17 protein-coding genes are annotated in these 20,242 nt (G+C 49.7%); 15 read left to right on the plus strand and 2 right to left on the minus strand.

Annotation, left to right across the window (positions count from 1 at the left end):
• Positions 1-99 precede the first annotated feature (99 nt).
• From FYJ45_RS12615 to FYJ45_RS12655, 9 genes are all read left to right on the plus strand, one after another.
• On the plus strand, positions 100-1,074 hold the full coding sequence (locus FYJ45_RS12615; protein WP_154464867.1) for a GerMN domain-containing protein: 975 nt from the start codon (positions 100-102) through the stop codon (positions 1,072-1,074).
• Positions 1,071-3,653: a DNA internalization-related competence protein ComEC/Rec2 gene (locus FYJ45_RS12620; protein ID WP_154464868.1), complete on the plus strand. Its 2,583-nt coding sequence runs from the start codon at positions 1,071-1,073 to the stop codon at positions 3,651-3,653. Before FYJ45_RS12615 ends, FYJ45_RS12620 begins: the two co-directional genes overlap by 4 nt.
• Before the next feature lie 119 nt (positions 3,654-3,772).
• Positions 3,773-4,777 (plus strand): DNA polymerase III subunit delta, encoded by a 1,005-nt coding sequence (gene holA / locus FYJ45_RS12625; RefSeq protein WP_025490720.1) that lies wholly within the window; start codon positions 3,773-3,775, stop codon positions 4,775-4,777.
• 132 nt (positions 4,778-4,909) lie between these two features.
• Positions 4,910-5,452, plus strand: coding sequence for a hypothetical protein (locus FYJ45_RS12630; protein WP_154464869.1), 543 nt, complete (start codon positions 4,910-4,912; stop codon positions 5,450-5,452).
• A 136-nt stretch (positions 5,453-5,588) separates the two neighbouring features.
• Positions 5,589-6,041: a GatB/YqeY domain-containing protein gene (locus FYJ45_RS12635; RefSeq protein ID WP_154464870.1), complete on the plus strand. Its 453-nt coding sequence runs from the start codon at positions 5,589-5,591 to the stop codon at positions 6,039-6,041.
• 607 nt (positions 6,042-6,648) lie between these two features.
• On the plus strand, positions 6,649-7,026 hold the full coding sequence (locus FYJ45_RS12640; protein ID WP_025490724.1) for a hypothetical protein: 378 nt from the start codon (positions 6,649-6,651) through the stop codon (positions 7,024-7,026).
• A 244-nt stretch (positions 7,027-7,270) separates the two neighbouring features.
• Positions 7,271-7,816 carry a DUF1653 domain-containing protein gene (locus FYJ45_RS12645; RefSeq protein WP_154464871.1) on the plus strand — a complete coding sequence of 182 codons (546 nt, stop codon included), beginning with the start codon at positions 7,271-7,273 and terminating at the stop codon, positions 7,814-7,816.
• 69 nt (positions 7,817-7,885) lie between these two features.
• Complete coding sequence (gene mutY / locus FYJ45_RS12650; RefSeq protein WP_154464872.1) at positions 7,886-9,745, plus strand: A/G-specific adenine glycosylase; 1,860 nt, start codon at positions 7,886-7,888, stop codon at positions 9,743-9,745.
• Positions 9,746-9,833: 88 nt separating this feature from the next.
• Positions 9,834-10,859 (plus strand): glycosyltransferase family 2 protein, encoded by a 1,026-nt coding sequence (locus FYJ45_RS12655; RefSeq protein ID WP_154464873.1) that lies wholly within the window; start codon positions 9,834-9,836, stop codon positions 10,857-10,859.
• A gap of 224 nt (positions 10,860-11,083) precedes the next feature.
• On the opposite strand, the gene FYJ45_RS12660 is transcribed toward FYJ45_RS12655, so the two are convergent.
• Complete coding sequence (locus tag FYJ45_RS12660; protein ID WP_154464874.1) at positions 11,084-11,764, minus strand: phosphatase PAP2 family protein; 681 nt, start codon at positions 11,762-11,764, stop codon at positions 11,084-11,086.
• Positions 11,765-12,015: 251 nt separating this feature from the next.
• A complete protein-coding gene (locus FYJ45_RS12665) occupies positions 12,016-12,993 on the minus strand; it encodes a diacylglycerol/lipid kinase family protein (RefSeq protein ID WP_154464875.1) in 978 nt (325 codons plus the stop codon).
• Between the two features lie 268 nt (positions 12,994-13,261).
• On the opposite strand from FYJ45_RS12665, the gene glyA reads away from it, so the two are divergent.
• The 6 genes from glyA (at position 13,262) to FYJ45_RS12695 (ending at position 20,103) form a co-directional block, all read left to right on the plus strand.
• Positions 13,262-14,500, plus strand: a complete 1,239-nt coding sequence (gene glyA, locus FYJ45_RS12670; RefSeq protein WP_154464876.1) for a serine hydroxymethyltransferase — start codon at positions 13,262-13,264, stop codon at positions 14,498-14,500.
• A 57-nt stretch (positions 14,501-14,557) separates the two neighbouring features.
• On the plus strand, positions 14,558-15,394 hold the full coding sequence (locus FYJ45_RS12675; RefSeq protein WP_154464877.1) for a TraX family protein: 837 nt from the start codon (positions 14,558-14,560) through the stop codon (positions 15,392-15,394).
• A gap of 199 nt (positions 15,395-15,593) precedes the next feature.
• Positions 15,594-16,037 carry an ACT domain-containing protein gene (locus FYJ45_RS12680; protein WP_154464878.1) on the plus strand — a complete coding sequence of 148 codons (444 nt, stop codon included), beginning with the start codon at positions 15,594-15,596 and terminating at the stop codon, positions 16,035-16,037.
• A gap of 173 nt (positions 16,038-16,210) precedes the next feature.
• Positions 16,211-17,422 (plus strand): homoserine dehydrogenase, encoded by a 1,212-nt coding sequence (locus FYJ45_RS12685; protein WP_154464879.1) that lies wholly within the window; start codon positions 16,211-16,213, stop codon positions 17,420-17,422.
• A 42-nt stretch (positions 17,423-17,464) separates the two neighbouring features.
• Positions 17,465-18,688, plus strand: a complete 1,224-nt coding sequence (locus FYJ45_RS12690) for a cofactor-independent phosphoglycerate mutase (RefSeq protein WP_154464880.1) — start codon at positions 17,465-17,467, stop codon at positions 18,686-18,688.
• 95 nt (positions 18,689-18,783) lie between these two features.
• On the plus strand, positions 18,784-20,103 hold the full coding sequence (locus tag FYJ45_RS12695; protein ID WP_321170233.1) for an aspartate kinase: 1,320 nt from the start codon (positions 18,784-18,786) through the stop codon (positions 20,101-20,103).
• The last annotated feature ends 139 nt before the right edge of the window (positions 20,104-20,242 follow it).

The following is a 20,242-nucleotide window of genomic DNA, read 5'->3' on the forward strand; positions in this document are numbered from 1 at the left end:
TCGTGCAGGAAAAATTGATAAGGCAGCGCAGGACTGTATCTGAGATACAGTTGGCATGTATGGAAGAACGGAAAGCCTGAACGGAGGTTCAAAAATCGAATGAAGGATGCTTCGAACAGAAAAAAGGATGCTTCAAACAAAAAATCGGCATGGGCAGTCAGCATGCTGCTGCTTTTCTGCCTGGTGCTTCCGGCCTGCAGTACGGGGGCGGCGGAACCGGAAGGAACGGCCTTTGATATCTATTATCTCAACAGGGAAGAAACAAAAATAGTCAAAGAGGTTCACTATATTGATTCCGGGGAGCAGTCAGGACAGATAGCAGGACTGCTGGAAGCTATGGAAGCGGTGCCGGGGGATGTGTCCCTGAAGTCTTCCGTGGGAAACAGCTTCCAGGTGACCGGGTTCCGGGTGGAGGAAGGCGGACAGCTGGATCTGGATGTGGATGAAAGCTACAGAAAGCTTGCGCCCACCACGGAGGTTCTGGTGAGGGCGGCGCTGGTGAGGACGCTTTCCCAGGCGGAAGGAATCAATCATGTGCTGATGACGGTGGGAGGACAGCCGCTTGCAGACAGCACGGGCACAGCAATCGGTCCCATGACTGCCGATGCGTTCATTGACAATGCGGGAAAAGAAATCAATTCCTATGAAATGGTGAAGCTCAAGCTCTTTTTTGCCAATGAAGCCGGGGATGGCCTGGTGGAAATCGTCAAGCCTGTGGAATACAACAGCAATATTTCCATGGAAAAGCTGGTGGTGGAATATCTGGTAAAGGGTCCTGACATCGACGGCGTATATCCGGTGATTAATCCAGGTACGAAAATATTGAGCGTAACCGTCAAGGATGGTATCTGTTACGTGAATTTTGATGAAAACTTCATGACGCAGCTTTATAATGTTACTGCGGATGTGGTGATTTATTCCATTGCCAACTCCCTGGTGGAGCTTCCCAATGTAAACAAGGTGCAGATAGCCGTAAATGGAAAGACAGACATCGTATACAGGGAGACTTTCAATCTGTCCAATCTTTATGAAAGAAACCTGGATCTCGTAAAGACAGGAGAAAATGTGGAATGAGACGGCCCTTATGCCTGGCAATGCTGGGCTTTACGGCCGCAGTCCGGATAATGACATGGATAAAGCCGCTGCCCCAGCCCTCCCCTCCGGCGGAGGACGGGCAGACGGCTGTGGTTGCCGGGACGGTTTCGGATATCACAAGCTATATGGACCCGGAAAACGGGCAGATGGTACATATCGTTTATCTGAAGGCTGCGGATGCGCTTCCCTTTCAGGGGGCAGAAATGCAATCGGATCTTAATTTTAAAGATCCAGATGTTGAGTTAATAAAAACTGACAGTATATCTCTTAATACAAATCTAAACAATTTCACGGCTGCCGGTATCAGGGCAGTAAATTTTTCAGACAGAGACTTAAAACAGAATATTACGGCGCAAAAAGAAGCGCAGAAGCAGCTGCAGGAAATAGATATGCAGGTATGGGAAAAGTCTGCTCAGGAACAGGGAATGCCGGCGCAGACACTGGAAAAGTCTGCTCAGGAACAGGAAATGCCAATGCGGTCACAGGGCGGTACCGGTGTGATGTGCAGGCTGCAGGAGGGGGAAGTGCGCCTGCCGGAGATCGGCAGCAGGGCCTGCTATCGGGGAAAGGCGCGCCATTTTAAAACAGCGACAAACCCCGGTGAGTTTGATGCCAGGGCATATTATGCAGGGCAGGGTATTAGCATGCAGCTTTCCCAGGCTGTGCTGACGGGGAAGAGCGAGGGCTATTCCGGCTGGCGTCATGCACTGTATCGTCTGCGTCGCCGCGCTGGGGAGGTGTTGGAAAATATTTTCCCGCAGAAGGAAGCGTCTGTACTGAAGGCCATGCTTCTGGGAGAAAAAAAGGGAATGGATTCGGAAATTAAGGCGTTGTATCAGGGGGCCGGGATTTCCCATATCCTGGCGATTTCAGGCCTGCACATATCCCTGCTTGGGATGGGGCTTTACCGTCTGCTGAGCCGCTTTTTATCACGAAAGCTGTCCGGCCTCCTTTCCTGCGGCGTACTTTTTTCCTATCTTGTCATGACCGGGTTTTCAGCATCCGCGGCCAGGGCGGGCATTATGTTTTTACTCTATATGACCGCCAAAATTGTGGGAAGGACCTATGATATGCCCACCGCGCTTTCCACGGCGGCGGCCCTGCTCCTGCTTGAAAACCCTGCCTGGCTTCAGGACGGCGGTTTTCAGCTGTCCTTTGCTGCGGCGGCCGGGGCAGCAGTCACCATTCCTGCCTTTGAACGGATGGGCAGTGATGCTGTAAAGCTTTTCGGAAAAGACAAAGGAAAGAAAAATTATATAAAAATGTATGGGGAAAAACAGAAGCATCCCGTCATGCAGAGGCTGCTTCAGGGATTCCGTTCCAGCTTCTGCATCAGCCTTACCACCCTGCCGGTGCTGCTTTCTGTGTTTTATGAATGGAACCTTCTGTCCATCCTGCTGAATGTGCTTGTAATCCCGCTGATGGGGATTCTCATGGGAGGAACGGTGCTTCTTGTACTGGCCGGAAGCGTTGTTGGGGGCATAGGAGAGCCGGTTTTTGTTTTCCTTCGTATGCTGGCGCTTCCGGTGAAAGGAATCCTTATTTTTTATGAAAAGCTGTGTCTGCTTTCCGAAGGTCTGCCTGGGATCTGGCATGCGGGAAAGCCGGAGCTGTGGCAGCTTCTTGTCTTTGCTGCAGGTCTTGGGCTTCTTCTGCTTCTGACGGAGAAAATCCCCAGGCCGGCAGGCGTGCCTGCCGCAGCGCTGCTGTGTCTTGTTTTTGCATTAAAACCTCAGGACGGTATGCAGATGACCATGCTGGATGTGGGGCAGGGAGATTGTATTTATATCAGAACGGAGAGCGGTAAGCATTATCTGTATGATGCGGGCAGCTCCTCGCAGAAGGATACCGGAACCTGGCAGGTGATCCCATTTTTGAAATATCAGGGTGTGGGCAGGCTGGAGGCGGTATTCGTAAGCCATTGGGATGCGGATCATATCAATGGGCTGGAGGCAGTTTTTGAATGGGCGGAAAAGAGCGGCGTTTCCATCGGCGGCCTGGTGCTGCCGCAGGCCCATGTCGTTCAGGATGAGCCGTCCCGGCTTGTGGAAATGGCCGGAAGCTATCACATTCCGGTGTACCGTATGGAGGCCGGGGATCTTTTAAAGGATGGGAAAACGGAATTCCTGTGTCTGCATCCGGATGGAAGGGACAGCTTTACGGACCGGAATACAGCCTCTCTGGTTGTGCAACTTACTTTGCGGGGGGAGAACGGGGATAAGGATTTTTCCATCCTGCTCACCGGAGATGTGGACGCGGAGGGGGAACAAAAAATTCTTGCCTCTTCCCCCGGACTTCTGCAAAGCTGCGATATTTTAAAGACCGCACATCATGGTTCTGAAACCTCGACCACCCGGGAATTCCTGGATGCCGCAGCACCGGCCTGCGCCCTTATTTCCTGCGGCAGAAATAATTCCTACGGACATCCGCATAAAGCGGTTCTTGAGCGCTTGAAAGCCGCACATATCCCGGTTTTTGTCACAAACGAATGCGGTGCGGTTATGGTGCGCAGAAGGCAGAAAAAAATTACGGTGGAGACTTTTTTGAACGTTGACTGATGGCCCGGAATATGTCATGATAATAAAAGTAAACCCCGGCAGTTCACAACCCAAAGGAATGAAGAGAAGAAAAAGTAACAGTTCAGCTGCCTGAACCGTTGCAGGAAAGGAAACTGAGAATGCAGCAGCTGTTGGAAGACATAAAGAAGAAACAGTTCAAACAGGCGTATCTGCTTTATGGGCAGGAGGCCTACCTGAAGAACCAGTACAGGGACAGGCTGAAGGAAGCGCTTGTACAGGAAGGCGATACCATGAATTTCACCGCTTTCAGAGGAAAGGATGTGAATTCCGGTGAAGTGATTGATTTGGCGGAAACCATGCCCTTCTTTGCGGACAGGCGTGTGATTCTGATAGAGGACAGCGGCCTTTTTAAAAAGGGCGGCGAACAGCTGGCGGATTATATGAAGGAGCCTGCTCCATCCGTGTGCATCCTGTTCATAGAGTCGGAGGTTGATAAGCGCAGCCGGCTGTTTAAGGCTGTCAGGGACTGCGGCTGTGCGGTGGAATTTGCCACACAGGATGAGACTACGCTGAAGCGGTGGATTCTGGGCAGGATTAAGAAGGAGAATAAAACGATTTCTCCTGCGGGCCTGGATTTTTTCCTGCAGAAAACAGGGTCCGACATGGAAAACATCAGCAGGGAGATGGAGAAGCTCTTCTGTTATACACTGAAAAAAGACAGCATTACCGAGGCGGATATAGAGGCGGTATGCACGCATCAGGTAACCAGCCAGATTTTTGACATGGTCGAGGATATTGCGCTGAAGAAGCAGCGGGAGGCGTTGAAGCTGTATTATGATCTGCTGGCGCTGAAGGAACCGCCGATGCGTATCCTGTTCCTGATAGGAAGGCAGTTTAATCTGCTGCTCCAGGTAAAGGAATTGAAGGCAAAGGGCTATGACAACAGGAAAATTGGGGAAAAGACAGGGCTTCACAGCTTTATAGCGGGTAAATACGTAAGCCAGGCTTCCCGTTTTAAAAAGGAAGAGCTGCGTGAAGCGCTGGAAGCGTGCGTGGATACCGATGAGGCGGTAAAAAGCGGGCGGCTGAACGATACGATGGGTGTTGAACTGCTGATTGTAAGGTACAGCTCCGGAGTAAACAAAAACAGCAATGCAGGTTAACCGCATTGAAAATCCGTTGCCCGCGTTTTAGTAAAAGGTTTCGAATCCTGGACGGGTTTGTGTAAAGACAGCCATTATGGTTCAGGGCAGGCAGTTTTCAGACACACTACGGAATAGCAAAGGAGAAAAGGTATGAGCGGTATTATTTCTGTAATCATATGGATTGTAATCATGGCGGCTGTATCCGGCGTATTGAAGGGAAAAAGTAACGGTTCGGGGACAAAGGACCGGAATCCCTATAATAAGAACGGCGCCGCAGTACCGCCGCAGAATACCTGGAACAACGGGAATGCAATGCCGCAGAGCCGCGCGGCACAGCCGGATTATTCCGCAGGTACGGTTCCGGAAAAGCACAGGCACGGTGCAGTGAAAGGAACTCATCAAACACCGCCGGCATCAATGGCAACAGAAAAGCAGGCCAATATGTCAACGACTGATTACCTGCGCCAGAAGGCTGTGCTGGATGAGGCGGATCACCTGCAGGATAAGCGGCAGGAGGAAATGCGGAGCAGATGGGAGACTGGCGGTCTGCCTTCTGCACAAAGATTATATGAGGGTGACAGCGTGCCCCAGGGCATGCGGGTGATAAAATGCTCCTACTGCGGTGCGGAAAATCTGGTGCCGCAGGGAAGCAGACAGAAGTATACCTGTTATTTTTGCAGGGAAGAATTATAGGAAAGAGGCGGGAGCCGCTGTAGGGGCGGCGGAACGGATGCTGGTTAAAAATCAATAAAGGCAAAAAGATTTTTCACCGTCCAAGCTGGGCGGATTAAATAACATGGGCGCCAAGGTGCGCAGAAGGGAGAAAATTATGAGTAAAATTGATGAAGTAAGAGCTGAAATGGTAGCTGCCATGAAGAATAAGGACAAGGAGAGGAAGGATACGCTTTCCATGCTTCTTGCGGCGCTGAAGAACAAGGCCATTGACAAAAGAGAGGATTTGACGGAAGCGGAAGAAAATGAGGTCATTAAGAAGGAAATCAAGCAGACCCAGGAAACAAAGGATCTGGCTCCCGCAGACAGGGCGGATATTGTAGAGGAATGCGAGAAGCGCCTTGCGGTACTCAGGGAATTTGCGCCGGAGGAAATGAGTGAAGAGGCCATCCGGAAAGAAATAAATGAGGTTCTTGCCGGCCTGGGAATCGTAACGCCAACTGTGAAGGACAAAGGGAAAATTATGAAGGAGCTTATGCCAAGAGTCAAGGGAAAGGCGGACGGCGCCCTTGTCAACAGGCTTGTGGGAGAAGCTCTTGTCCAGCCGTAATATCCGGCTGGCTTCATACCTGCCAGATATGGTTATCCAACCGATGTTTAATAAAATAACGGCAACTAAAATGCTGCCGGACAGCTGTAAATAAATCAAAAAATACCTCTGATGGGAAAAAAATTTCTGTCAGAGGTATTTTTTGATCTTTTTATAAAATACCGCCTGTACAGGAGACTGTTTGAATGAAATATAACAGGGTATTTTTAGAAGGTTTTTAGAGAAGTATATGTTACGCTTTAATAACTGTTAAACAGGTTAACGCATTTAGCTGCGCAGGCCAGCATGAAGCGCTACCCGTAACATAATTGGTTCAGGAGTGCTAAAATCCATCGCCGAAGGCAATTAGGATGGATATTGGCAGTAATTGTGAGGGAACTAAACATTACTTGCTTTTTGTAGTTAAAGCAAAGTATGACGAAATCTTATTGGATTATTTTTTTAATGCAATTTAGGAAAGATTTTTAAACTTTTTTCCTTTTCGGAGCATCTAATCTATAAACAAACATCATTATCATATAAAAAGTAAGACATAATAAAAAGAACTGATATCGGACAGAACAGGTGCCGCAAGGGATAAAAGGTGCGCAGGATGGAGGAAGAATCTATGGCAGAAAGAATTAAAAGCAGAGCGGGTTTGATAGCAGTAACCGTGGTTTTAATCGTGATTTCCGCATTTTGTATAGCAGGTACGGTGAAAGGACAGTCGAGGGATGCCTTCCGTGAGGAGGACGGATATTACAGCCGCCTTGAGGAGGACTACCTGGCTCAGGTCAGGAAGATTTTGAAAGAAGAGGGCTATGCCAATTCAGGGCTGACCCTGACCTTCAGCAGGGATGTGAGGGGAGAGAAGACCTATCTGCTGAAAATCCATAACAGAAGATTTGAAAATCTGGATAAATCAGAGATACAGGGTATTCTGGAGCGTATAGGCAAAGTGGAATTCGGTGCGCCGGACTGCAGGATTTATCAGGAATTTTTTTAACAAATCAGTCAGGGCACAGTACGGAACATAAGAGATGTGCGGACTGCGGGCATGTTTCAGTTATCTGAACTGTGACAGCTGTAATGAATTTCCTGAATCCCCGGCAATTGGGGAATGACAGAACACAGGTTTTGGGGTATAATAAAGCATAATCGGTGCCGGCCGCCGGATAAGGGACCGGCTGTTTTTAATGAATCCGTCTGTCATTAAGGGCGGAGCTGTATAAGCAGATGGGAGAAGCAAAATGGACAGAATCCCCGAACCAAATGAAATTTATCAGCATTTTAAAGGAAATCTCTATCGTATAATCACGCTTGCCACGCATTCGGAGACCGGAGAGGCTATGGTTGTGTATCAGGCCCTGTATGGTGATTTTCAGGTATTTGTAAGACCTCTTTCCATGTTTGTCAGCGAAGTTGATCACGAAAAGTATCCTCAGGTACAGGCAAAATACCGTTTCACCCTTGTGCCCCAGATTATGGATAAGCCGTCTGGAGCGCCGGTTGGAGAAAACGGATCGCCAAAGGCATGTGGGGAGGATTCTCCTGAAGAGGCAGAAGAAGAACTTAATCTGGATCCAATGCTGGTAGAGTTCCTGGATGCTGATACCTATGAGGATAAGCTGAATATTCTGGTGGGGCTGCACAGCCGTATCACGGACGACATGCTCAATACCATGGCGGTTTCCCTGGATCTGGAGCTGGAAGAAGGGGAACTTGAGGATCGCTACATGACGCTTAAGAACTGCATCGTTACTCTGGAAAAATATGAGTGCAACAGACTCAGATAGAATTTTTTCCGGGCAAAGGCGGCAGCAGTAGAAAGAGCAGCAGTAACAGTCAGGAGATTAACTGTTTTTATGAAATATAAAGATATCGTGAAAGGAACCTTTATAGAACGGCCGAACCGTTTTATCGCTTATGTAGAGATTGACGGCAGGCAGGAAAAAGTACACGTTAAAAATACCGGCAGATGCAGGGAACTGCTGCAAAAGGGCGTCACAGTCTATCTGGAAAAAAGCGGCAACCCCGAACGGAAAACCGACTACGATCTGGTGGCGGTGGAAAAGGGCGGGCTGCTTGTCAATATGGATTCGGCTGCACCGAATCTGGCTGCCGGGGAATGGCTGGCATCAGGAGGCCTGCTGGCTCCGGTAAAGCTGATAAAGCCGGAATGTACTTACGGGAATTCCCGTTTTGATTTCTATGTGGAATCGGAAGCTGTGAAAATGTGGCTGGAGGTTAAGGGGGTAACATTGGAAACGCAAAGGAAGGCGCTGTTTCCGGATGCCCCCTCTTTGCGTGCCCTCAAGCATGTGGAGGAACTCATCCAGGCTAAGGAAAACGGATATGAAGCGGGGATACTGTTCGTGGTACAGATGGAAGGAATCCGCCGTTTTACGCCTAACTGGGAAACACAGCCTGCTTTTGCCCAGGCGCTTGAAAGGGCGCAGGAGGCCGGTGTTGCTATTTACGCCAGAGGCTGTCATGTGACGCAGGACAGCATGGAAATCAGTTATGAGATCCCCGTTGTTCTGAAACCCGAAGCCAAAAAGCAGGAATGTTTCATCCAAACTGCCAAAGGACGAAGTATGGCAGACAGGCCTGCCGTATGCGAAGCGGATAACAATGAAAATCTCTGCGATATTGCGCAGCCGCTGTTGAAATGGTATGATGGACACAGGCGGGTGCTTCCCTGGAGAGAGAATCCCGCGCCTTATCGCGTGTGGGTTTCGGAGATCATGCTCCAGCAGACAAGAGTGGAAGCCGTCAAGCCCTATTTTGAGCGTTTTATGGAGGCGCTTCCGGGAATACCGGAGCTGGCGCAGGCGCCTGAGGATAAGCTGCTCAAGCTGTGGGAGGGACTTGGTTATTACAACCGTGCCAGGAACCTGCAGAAGGCGGCGCAGGCAATTATGGCGGAATACGGCGGCCGGATGCCGGACAGCCGGGAAGAGCTGCTGAAGCTTCCGGGGATAGGCAGCTATACGGCGGGAGCGGTGGCTTCCATCGCATATGGCCGGGCGGTGCCGGCTGTGGATGGTAATGTGCTGCGGGTAATATCCAGATACAGGGCGGACGGCAGGGACATGCTCAATGATAAGGTGAGAAAAAGCGTGGAAGAGGATCTGAAGGAGGTAATGCCAAAGGATCGACCGGGGGATTTTAACCAGGCGCTGATGGAGCTGGGGGCCGTTGTCTGTATTCCCAACGGCGCGCCGAAATGCGGGGAATGTCCGTGGGAATCCTCCTGTAAGGCGCACATAGAGGGCAGAGAAACAGAATTTCCTAAAAAGGCGGCAAAGAAGGCAAGAAGTATTGAGAAAAAAACGATCCTTGTCATTCAGGATGCCATGAGAGCCGCCATCAGGAAAAGGCCCGCAAAGGGGATGCTGGCCGGAATGTATGAATTCCCGTCGGAGGAAGGGCATCTGAGCCAGGAGGAGGTACTTGCCCTGCTTAAAGAAAAGGGGCTGCATCCTCTGAGGATACAGAAGCTTCCTGATTCCAGACATGTTTTTACCCATAAGGAATGGGATATGATTGGCTATGCGGTACGCGTGGATGAACTGGAGCCCGTAGGGGGAACGCAGGAGGGACTGCTGTTTATTAAGCCTTCCCTGACGGAAAAAGAATATCCCATTCCGTCGGCCTACGCGGCTTATACCGGATATCTGCAGATACGGCTGGGAAATGATAAATTCGAAGAAAAGAAGTGAGGAAGGGACAAAAGCGAAACAGACTCTCCCTTTCTGAAAAGAACGCGGACGAAACCGCGCAGGCGCCAGGCGCCAGATAGGAGCAGATATGAAATTGTTGTCTATAACAGTACCCTGTTATAATTCTGAAAAATATATGAGGAAATGTATTGATTCCCTGCTTCCGGGCGGAGAGGACGTGGAAATCCTGATTGTGGATGATGGCTCCACAGATGCCACAGCCGCGATTGCGGATGAATATGCGGAAAAGTATCCCGCCATAGTCAAAGCCATCCACAAGGAGAACGGAGGCCATGGATCAGCGGTAAATACAGGCATCGAGAATGCAGCGGGGCTGTATTTCAAGGTGGTGGACAGCGACGACTGGGTTTCTGATACGGCTTACAGGGAAATCCTTGACAAGCTTACGGAGCTTACAGGCGGCGAGGAAGTCCTGGATATGCTGATCGCCAATTATGTATATGAAAAAGAAGGGGAAAAGCGCAAAAAGGTAATCCGTTACCGCCATGTGCTCCCGGAGGACGAGATTTTCACATGGAATGATGTGCACCGGTTCCATAAGGGGCAGTATATCCTTATGCATTCCGTCATTTTCCGTACAAAGCTTCTGAAGGACTGCGGGCTGAAGCTGCCGGAGCATACTTTTTATGTGGACAATCTTTTCGTGTTTGAGCCGCTGCCGTACGTGAAGAAAATGTATTATATGGATGTGAATTTTTACAGGTATTATATCGGCCGCGCGGATCAGTCCGTAAATGAAAAGGTGATGATCGGGAGAATCGATCAGCAGCTGAAGGTAAATAAAATCATGGTGGATTATGTGACTGCTAAAAAGCAGTTTCTGGCAACGCATAAGAAGCTGCGCAATTATATGCTCAACTACCTGGATATCATTACTACGGTATCGTCAATTATGCTGATTTGCTCCGGTACGGATGAGAATCTGGAAAAGAAAAACGAGCTGTGGAAATATATCAAGCAGAAGGATCCGTTCGTGTTTTTCAGGCTGCGGTATGGGCTGCTGGGCAGTTATACCAATCTGCCGGGAAAGGGCGGCAGGAAGATCTCAGTGGAGGGCTATAAGCTCTGTCAAAGGTTCTTCAAATTTAATTAGAGCGGCGCCGTGGCGGAAGAAAAAGTCCTCCCGGAGGGGATAGTGGGGACGGAAGGGCAAAAGGACGGAAGGGCAAGGGGTGTAGAGGAAGTTGTTTAGGAGCGGGCGGGGAGATAGGGAGGATGTGGTTATAAAAAGGAGGCAGGTAATCTAGTCGGTTACCTGCCTCGCATATTGTTTTGCTTTAAATATTTTGCATAGAAACTTTTTTCATAAATCATAAATCAGCGGATTTTATGCGCGGCTCTTGCAGCACGTCTTGCAGTTCTGTATTGTTTCAGGTAGATGAGTACGTCGTAGTGGTAAACGATTCCGTACATGGCTGCGGCCATGACAAAAGCGGTAAGTACGTCGAAGACGGAATGCTGCTTCAGGAACATGGTTGCCAGGATAATGGAAACACAGAGAACCCCGGAGGTTCTGCGCAGCCATTTTTTTCTGCCCAGTTCTGAGCGGGAGAGTGCGAAATGCGCGCCCAGTGAGTTATATACGTGTATGCTTGGCCAGAGATTGGTGGGGGTATCCATTTTGTAAAGCGAAGCGACCATCTGGGTAAAGATATTGTCCCTGGGCATTACGGCGGGCCTTAAATGGTGTCCGTTGGGGAAAAAGGTGGAAACCAGAAGGAATACCGTCATTCCGGTGCAGAGAAAGATGGCTGTTCTGTAGTAGTCATCCTTATTGTGCAGAGCCAGGTACAGGACAACTGCCGGTACGTAGACAAACCACAGGAAATAAGGAATGATGAAAACCTCGTTAAAAGGAATATAGTTGTCAACCGCCATATGGATTACCTGATATTTCCATATATGTCTTTGCTCCAGCCAGGAGAACCAGGTCATATATACGAAGAAGTATAATGCAAAGGGAAGAATGTGTTTGTATTTTTCATAGATGTTTTTCATAATATTCGCCTCTTTGAAGGTCCCTGGTGTTCATTCCATGTGGGCATTGCCGACGGAACAAAGAACGGGGAGGATCGGATTAGCAGTTAGCGTTAATGTTCATAGTTACTATGTAATCAGGACGGCCGTCTTTCTGAATGGCTCTGCCACTCAGGAAGCATCGGATGTTCATCCGATGGGCATATAGGTAGAAAAGCGATCCTATAAGCCGGCTTTTGCAACAATATTCCCGCCGGCCTGAGTTGTTATGTTTAATAATAGAAACGGAGCAGATGCTTTGAACAGCTGACCGTAATATCGTCCGAGCGGCAGGCTACCTCGCCGTCGGTATGAACCCATAAAGGAGCGGAGGTGCGGATATGTATGGTCTGGCCGCCGTAACGCTCCACGCCATTGTAGCGATAGTGCTTTCCCTGAAAAGCGGTGGGAAGGACAAGCAGCACCTTCCATTTGGGAACGCCGCTGACCGTACACAGATCCAGCATGCCGTCCGCCGCATCCGCGCCGGGGCAGAAGTAGAAGCCGCCGCCCTCGTAACAGTGGGACATGCAGGCGATAAACATCAGGCCGGGGAGGCGGATGCTTTTCGCCGAAGGGCTGTTTTCATCTATAACCAGCTCAGCGCTGTCTCTTCCTGAGCGCATCAGCTGTTTCAGGGCGATTCCCAGATAGGTTAATTTGCCCAGACCTACTTTATTCAGGAAATCCTTCATGCGTGACTTCATGGCTTCCTGGCATACGCCGGCATCAAAGCCGATGCCGCAGCTTACGAGGAAACGGCGGTCCGGCGGTACGTCCGCAGGCCGGGAGGCTTCGGGCAGGTATGCCGTATTATAATGAAGAAAACCCACATCTATCCGCCGTTCGCGGGCGGAAGAGAGTATGCATTCCAGGGTTTCCAGGGGATTCCGGCTGATGCCTGCGTCGCGGGCCAGATCGTTGCTGGAGCCGGTGGGGATATAGCTGAACCGCGTCCTGGAAAAATTCGCAATTCCCTGCACTGCTTCGTTTGCGGTTCCGTCGCCCCCCAAAACAACAAGGTGGACGTCCTCTCCTTCTGGAGACAGGGAAGAAGTCAGCTGCCGGGAAAGCTTAACCATGTCGCCCGGGCCTTTTGAAAAAAAGACCTGATAAGGAATCTTCCTTTCCTCAAGGACAGGCTTTATCCGTTCCCAGTATTTCTGCCCTCTCCCGGAACGGGAGGCAGGATTTACCAAAAATGAATACATATGAATCTCCCCGGCTTTCCCTCAAATATTACAGTCCGGCCTCCGGAGGCTGTCCTGTAACCTCATAATTACTGATTTTCTAAGGTTGTATTGTAGCAGAAATGAAATGGCAAGTAAAGTGAAAAAGGGCAACTTAAGAAAAGTATAAGAATAATTTTATATTTGCATTTAATGGAATGTATGCTATAATCATCCCAACGCAATTTAATATATTAACGCGCCGCAACAGATGAATCGTAGCGGATATACTTATGCAGGAGGTAAAAGGATGTATTCTCTGGATGAAGTGAAGAAGACAGATCCGGAAATCGCGCAGGCGATTGTGGATGAGCAGGAAAGGCAGAACAGCCATATCGAGCTGATCGCTTCCGAGAACTGGGTGAGCAAGGCTGTAATGGCGGCAATGGGAAGCGTGCTTACCAACAAGTATGCGGAAGGCTATCCGGCCAAAAGATATTACGGCGGATGTGAATGTGTGGACGAGGTTGAGAACCTTGCCATTGAACGTGCGAAGAAGCTGTTTGGCTGTGATTATGCCAATGTACAGCCCCACTCCGGTGCACAGGCCAACATGGCGGTTCAGTTTGCCGTCCTGAATCCGGGAGATACCGTTATGGGTATGAATCTGGATCACGGCGGACATCTGACACACGGCAGCCCGGTGAATATGTCCGGAAAATACTTCAACATTGTGCCTTACGGCGTGAATGATGAAGGCTTCATAGATTATGACAGAATGAAACAGCTCGCCAGAGAATGCAAGCCTAAAATGATCATTGCAGGGGCTTCCGCCTATGCAAGAACCATAGATTTCAAAGCCTTCAGGGAAGCTGCCGACGAAGTGGGAGCCTGCCTGATGGTGGATATGGCCCATATTGCGGGCCTGGTTGCCGCAGGGCTTCATCCCAGCCCGATCCCCTATGCGGATGTGGTAACGACTACAACCCATAAGACGCTGCGCGGACCCAGGGGAGGCATGATCCTCTGCAATAAGGAAGCTGCGGAGAAGTATAATTTTAACAAGGCTATTTTCCCCGGGATCCAGGGAGGCCCTCTGATGCACGTGATCGCTGCAAAGGCCGTATGCTTTAAGGAAGCGCTCAGTGACGACTTTAAGGTGTACCAGCAGGGAATCGTTGATAATGCCCAGGCGCTGTGCAAGGGGCTGATGCGCAGAGAAATCAAAATCGTTTCCGGCGGCACGGACAATCACCTGATGCTTGTGGATCTGACTAACTTTGATCTGACGGGCAAGGCGGTGGAGAAGCTGCTTGACGAAGCGCATATTACCTGCAATAAGAATACCATCCCCAACGATCCCAAGTCTCCGTTCGTAACCAGCGGCATCCGTCTGGGTACGCCGGCCGTTACCTCCAGAGGCATGAATACGGAGGATATGGACAGGATCGCAGAAGCGATTGCACTGGTGATCAAGGGCGGCGAGGCAAAGATTCCGGAAGCGAGAGCGATTGTGCAGACATTGACGGACAAATATCCGCTTGTGTAATAAAAAGAGGAGAAATAACGGGGCGGCATGCCCCGTTATTTTTAAGTTGAGGTAATTATGAAAAGTAAAGGAAACACCCGGATTGTATTGAGAAACCTGCGGGATGCAAACGGCATGTTTTCAGAGGATGCGCTTAAGCTCCTGGCGCTTGTGACCATGTTTCTTGACCATGTGGGGGCCGGGCTGCTGAAGTATTTCCTTGTTCACACCATCCCTGAAGGCGGCGCGGCCTGGCAATACTGTGATGCGGCGTATCAGATTCTGAGGACTGTGGGACGTCTGTCCTTTCCCATATATTGCTATCTTTTGCTGCAGGGCTTTCTGCATACAAGGAGCGTGGCCAGGTATGCCCTGCGGCTTTTCCTGTTTGCCCTTTTGTCGGAGGTGCCCTTTGATCTTCTTTTTTATGGGAAAATGACAATGGCGCACCAGAATGTGTTCTGGACGCTTCTGGCCGGGCTGCTGACGCTGGCTGCGGTAAGACAGTGCCGGGAGCGGCTGAAGTCACAGGTTTTTGGCGGGCTGTGCAGCGCCGCAGCTGTGGCGGCGGGAATGACGGCGGCCGGACTGCTGCATACGGACTATGGATACAGCGGTGTTTTCCTCATTGTTGTGCTGTATTTGCTGCGCGGGGACAGGAGCCTGCAGTGTATCCTGTCCCCTGCGCTTTTTCTTGCCTCTTATTTCATCGGCGTGCCGCTGGGACTGCGCAGCCTGGAGAATGCGGTGGACAGCCTGGGGATAGAGGGCTTCTGCATTGCCGTATTCCCCCTGATCTATTTATGCAACGGAAAAAGATATATGAAGGGGCATAAATATTTCTTTTATCTCTTTTATCCGGTGCATATGCTGATTTTGCTCCTGCTGAGATATTTGCTGCTGTTTTTGCTGTAATGTATAATTGAATGCATATTTATGCAGTGTCAGGCGGATTGTATTTCTAAAAGTACAATCCGCCTGTAAATTTTTGTTGCTTTCCCGGAAACCCTATGCTACAATATCTCTCAGTGGCACACAATTGTTTGCAGTGGAAAGACATGATATGATAAGGGCCTGAAGGCATGAAAACAGCCCGGGATACAGGATGAGGAATATGCAGAAGACGAGCGATTATTATGTAGTAAAACAGAAGGCGGTGCCTGAGGTCCTGCTGAAGGTAGTTGAGGCAAAACGCCTGCTGGAATCAGGAAAAGCGGCGACAATACAGGATGCGGTGGAGAGAGTGGATATCAGCCGGAGCTCTTTTTACAAATATAAGGATGATATTTTTCCGTTCCATGATACTGCACAGGGTACCACAATTACGTTGTCCATGTCAATAGAAGATGAGCCGGGGCTTTTATCGGATGTGCTGAAGGTAATTGCGGATTTCGGGGCGAATATTCTGACAATCCATCAGAGTATCCCCATCAACGGCGTGGCATCCTTAAGCATCAGCGTCCAGGTGCTCAGCACGACGGGAGATGTTTCCAGGATGCTGGAAACCATGGAAGAGCGAAGAGGCATCCGTAACGTCAAAATATTGGCGAAGGAATAGAATTTCGTAACTGTTCAACAGGTCAGCGCATTTACTGCGTTGACCGTAAGAATGTGATTCAAGAGTGCTAAAATCCATCGCCAAAGGCGATTTAGGATGGATTTTAGCAGTAACTGCGAGGGACACTGAACAGTTACAGAATTTCATAAAAGTGGCAAGACGGAGGAAGAGATATGATAAACGTAGCAGTTCTGGGATACGGTACGGTAGGAAGCGGTGTTGTTGAAGTTATTGAGACGAACAAGGATGTCATTGACAAAAGGGCGGGACAGGAGCTGCATGTGAAATATATCCTGGACCTGAGGGATTTTCCCGGAGATCCTTATGAAGACAGGATAGTGCATGATTACAATATCATCCTGAACGACCCTGAGGTATCCATTATATGTGAAACCATGGGAGGCAACGAGCCTGCCTTTACTTTTTCCATGCAGGCCCTGAAGGCCGGGAAGAGCGTCTGCACCTCCAATAAGGAGCTGGTTGCAAACCATGGGGCCGAGCTTATCCGCACGGCGCGAGAGAATGAATGCAACTATCTGTTTGAAGCCAGCGTGGGCGGCGGCATCCCCATTATCCGTCCGCTGAATGTAGCGCTTACGGCAGAACGAATTGAGCTGATTAACGGTATCCTTAACGGAACCACCAATTATATATTGACTAAAATGGCGGAAGAGGGAAGTGATTTTGATTCCTGTCTGAAGGAAGCGCAGGATAAGGGGTATGCGGAACGCAATCCCGAGGCCGATGTGGAGGGCTATGACGCCTGCCGTAAAATCGCCATCCTTTCCTCCCTGATGACCGGGAAAACCGTGCGTTACGAGGATATTTACACAGAAGGAATCACGAAAATCACAAAAGAGGATTTCCTCTATGCCAAAAAGATGAATAAATTCATCAAGCTTCTGGCCAAGAGCCGTGAGCTGGACGGCGAATATTATGCCATGGTGGCGCCCTTTATGATTGGGGAGAAGAATCCCCTGCACGGTGTAAATGATGTGTTTAACGCTATTTTCATCAGGGGCAATACCTTGGGTGACTCCATGTATTACGGAAGAGGCGCCGGAAAGCTGCCTACCGCCAGCGCGGTGGTTTCCGATGTGATTGACTGTGCGAAGCACGGACGCAAGCACATCATCTGTATCTGGGAGGAAGAAAAGCTTTCCCTTAAGAGCGTGGAGGATACTTCCCGGAAATTCTTCGTGCGTGTTTCCGAAGGCTCGGAGGATGCGGTAAAGAAGCTGTTCGGAGATGTGGATAAAATAGAAGCGGAGGGAATAACCGGTGAATACGGCTTTGTGACCCCTGTTATGACGGAAAAGGAATTTGCGAAGAAGTCGGCGGAGCTTCCCGGATTTATCAGCCGGATCCGCCTGGAAGAGGACTAGAATGTATGGCAGGCCGCGGCAGGCGGCGGAATCGAGGAATGAATGAAATATGTGGTGGTGCTGGGAGACGGAATGGCAGATGAGCCCATCTCCCGGCTGAACGGAAAAACCCCCTTATCGTATGCAAAGACGCCGGCGCTTGATGCGCTTAGCAAAAAATCCGAAATCGGCATGGTAAGCACCATACCTGAAGGCATGAAGCCCGGCTCCGACACGGCGAACCTGTCGGTAATCGGCTATGATCCCAGGAAATATTATTCGGGCCGTTCTCCGCTGGAGGCATTGAGCATCGGGGTTCCCATGCAGGATACGGATATCGCCATGCGGTGTAATATAGTAACGCTTTCCGAGGAAGAGGGAATCCCTTTTTCCAAAAGGCGAATCCTGGATCACAGCTCCGGGGAAATCAGTACGGTGGATTGTGCGGTGCTGCTTCATGCCGTGATGGAGAAGCTGGATCGTGACCCTTATCATTTTTATGTGGGAACCAGCTACCGCCACTGCCTGATTTGGCAGAACGGCGAGGTGGAAGAGCTGACGCCCCCGCATGATGTGCTGGGCAGGGAGATAGCCCCTTATCTGCCCGCTGACAGAATGCTTTATGAAATGATGGAAAAAAGCTATGAGATTTTAAAGGATCATCCTATTAATAAGGAACGCAGGAAAAACGGATTGAATCCCGCCAACTGCTGCTGGTTCTGGGGAGCGGGAACCAGGCCCGCACTTCCCTCCTTCCAGGAGAAAACCGGGAAAAAGGGGATCATGATATCCGCGGTTGACCTGCTGAAGGGGATTGCCGTGGGCGCGGGGATGGATGTGGCGCAGGTGGAAGGAGCCACCGGCGGTTTACATACGAATTATGAAGGAAAAACGCAGGCGGCGGTGGACGCCCTGATAAAGGACGGCTATGATTTTGCCTATATTCATATAGAAGCGCCGGATGAGATGGGACACCAGGGCAGCGTGGAAAAGAAGCTGCAGGCCATCGAATATCTGGATGCAAGGGTGGTGGGACCGCTGACGGAAGCCCTTGACAGGAGCGGAGAGGCTTACAGGCTTCTGGTCATGCCGGATCATCCCACGCCGATAAGGATAAGGACCCATACGGCGGAAAGCGTACCCTATCTTTTGTACGACAGCACTAGCCCGCAGAAGAATGACTGGAATTATAATGAAGCAGAGGCTATCCTGAGTGGGAATTTTATCCCTGAAGGGTATAAGCTTATGGATAAATTCCTTGAAATCAAACAGAAGATGCATCTGTAAAAAGCCCTTACCGGCGCCTGGCCGCCGGTCTGGTCCCAAAGCATAAAAAAGAAAGGAAAAAAACGCCGTATCAGCAGGCGTGAGGATAGGTTATTATTATGAAGGTTGTGAAATTCGGAGGAAGCTCCCTTGCCAGCGCTGAACAGTTTATAAAGGCAGGCGATATCATCAATTCTGACAAGGAAAGGAGATTTGTGGTGCCCTCCGCTCCCGGGAAACGCAACAAAAAGGATACCAAGGTAACGGATATGCTGTATGCCTGCTACGCCGCCGCACAAGAGGATCAGCCCTTTCAGGATCAGCTGAAGGCGATTGAAGCAAGATATGAGGAAATTATCAAGGGGCTTTCCCTGGAATTGTCCCTGAAGGAAGAATTCAAAGTCATTTTAGATAATTTTAAGAAAAAAGCAGGAAAGGATTATGCTGCTTCCAGAGGAGAATATCTGAACGGCATCATCATGGCGGCCTATCTGAAATTTACTTTTATTGATGCGGCGGAAGTGATTTTCTTTGATGAGGACGGGAATTTTGATCCGTACAAAACGGATAAGGTGATGTCCGCAAGACTGGAAAAAGAAGAGTATGCGGTAATTCCCGGTTTTTACGGCGCTATGCCGGACGGTAGTGTCCATACTTTTTCCAGGGGAGGTTCCGATATTACAGGCTCCATCGTGGCAAAGGCTGTTCATGCGGAGGTTTATGAAAACTGGACTGATGTTTCGGGCTTCCTGATTGCGGATCCCCGTATCATCCCCAACCCCGTAGGCATCGATACTATCACCTATAAGGAGCTGCGGGAGCTTTCCTATATGGGGGCAACGGTTCTCCATGAGGACGCTATTTTCCCTGTAAGAAAGGAAGGGATTCCCATCAATATCCGCAATACCAATGCGCCGGACGATAACGGAACATGGATTGTGGAAAGCACCTGCCAGAAATCCAAATTCGTCATTACGGGAATTGCAGGAAAGAGGGGCTTCTGTTCCGTCAATATTGAAAAAGACATGATGAATGCGGAAATCGGCTTTGGCCGCAAGGTGCTCCAGGCCTTTGAGGACAGCGGCATTTCCTTTGAACATGTGCCTTCCGGCATCGATACCATGACAGTTTTCGTGCATCAGGATGAATTTATGGATAAGGAGCAGAAGGTGGTGTCCGCCATCCACCGTCTTGCCCACCCGGATACCATTGATATTGAATCCGATCTGGCCCTTATTGCAGTTGTTGGCCGCGGCATGAAGTCCACAAGAGGAACGGCCGGCAGAATCTTTTCCGCCCTTGCCCATTCCAATGTAAACGTAAAAATGATTGATCAGGGCTCCAGCGAGCTGAATATCATCATCGGCGTAAGAAATGAGGACTTTGAAACGGCAATCCGTGCAATTTATAATATGTTTGTGCTGGTTCAGATTTAACATACGGATTTGATACAGGCAGGCTAAAAAGAAAAAAGCGTGAAATTCCATGGCTCACGGCTGGAATTTCACGCTTTTTGTGCCTGCGCTCATTCAGATGCCGCGGCTGCGCTCATTTATTCTGCATCTGTTTCAGCTT

Origin of the sequence: Eisenbergiella porci, assembly GCF_009696275.1 — a bacterium.
GTDB classification, from domain to species: Bacteria; Bacillota; Clostridia; order Lachnospirales; family Lachnospiraceae; genus Eisenbergiella; species Eisenbergiella porci.

Excerpts from the sequence above, each read along its gene's own strand:
- FYJ45_RS12615 (WP_154464867.1), top strand. The coding sequence starts at position 100 with ATGAAGGATGCTTCGAACAGAAAAAAGGATGCTTCAAACAAAAAATCG.
- FYJ45_RS12620 (WP_154464868.1), top strand. The coding sequence starts at position 1,071 with ATGAGACGGCCCTTATGCCTGGCAATGCTGGGCTTTACGGCCGCAGTC.
- holA (WP_025490720.1), top strand. The coding sequence starts at position 3,773 with ATGCAGCAGCTGTTGGAAGACATAAAGAAGAAACAGTTCAAACAGGCG.
- FYJ45_RS12630 (WP_154464869.1), top strand. The coding sequence starts at position 4,910 with ATGAGCGGTATTATTTCTGTAATCATATGGATTGTAATCATGGCGGCT.
- FYJ45_RS12635 (WP_154464870.1), top strand. The coding sequence starts at position 5,589 with ATGAGTAAAATTGATGAAGTAAGAGCTGAAATGGTAGCTGCCATGAAG.
- FYJ45_RS12640 (WP_025490724.1), top strand. The coding sequence starts at position 6,649 with ATGGCAGAAAGAATTAAAAGCAGAGCGGGTTTGATAGCAGTAACCGTG.
- FYJ45_RS12645 (WP_154464871.1), top strand. The coding sequence starts at position 7,271 with ATGGACAGAATCCCCGAACCAAATGAAATTTATCAGCATTTTAAAGGA.
- mutY (WP_154464872.1), top strand. The coding sequence starts at position 7,886 with ATGAAATATAAAGATATCGTGAAAGGAACCTTTATAGAACGGCCGAAC.
- FYJ45_RS12655 (WP_154464873.1), top strand. The coding sequence starts at position 9,834 with ATGAAATTGTTGTCTATAACAGTACCCTGTTATAATTCTGAAAAATAT.
- FYJ45_RS12660 (WP_154464874.1), bottom strand. The coding sequence starts at position 11,764 with ATGAAAAACATCTATGAAAAATACAAACACATTCTTCCCTTTGCATTA.
- FYJ45_RS12665 (WP_154464875.1), bottom strand. The coding sequence starts at position 12,993 with ATGTATTCATTTTTGGTAAATCCTGCCTCCCGTTCCGGGAGAGGGCAG.
- glyA (WP_154464876.1), top strand. The coding sequence starts at position 13,262 with ATGTATTCTCTGGATGAAGTGAAGAAGACAGATCCGGAAATCGCGCAG.
- FYJ45_RS12675 (WP_154464877.1), top strand. The coding sequence starts at position 14,558 with ATGAAAAGTAAAGGAAACACCCGGATTGTATTGAGAAACCTGCGGGAT.
- FYJ45_RS12680 (WP_154464878.1), top strand. The coding sequence starts at position 15,594 with ATGCAGAAGACGAGCGATTATTATGTAGTAAAACAGAAGGCGGTGCCT.
- FYJ45_RS12685 (WP_154464879.1), top strand. The coding sequence starts at position 16,211 with ATGATAAACGTAGCAGTTCTGGGATACGGTACGGTAGGAAGCGGTGTT.
- FYJ45_RS12690 (WP_154464880.1), top strand. The coding sequence starts at position 17,465 with ATGAAATATGTGGTGGTGCTGGGAGACGGAATGGCAGATGAGCCCATC.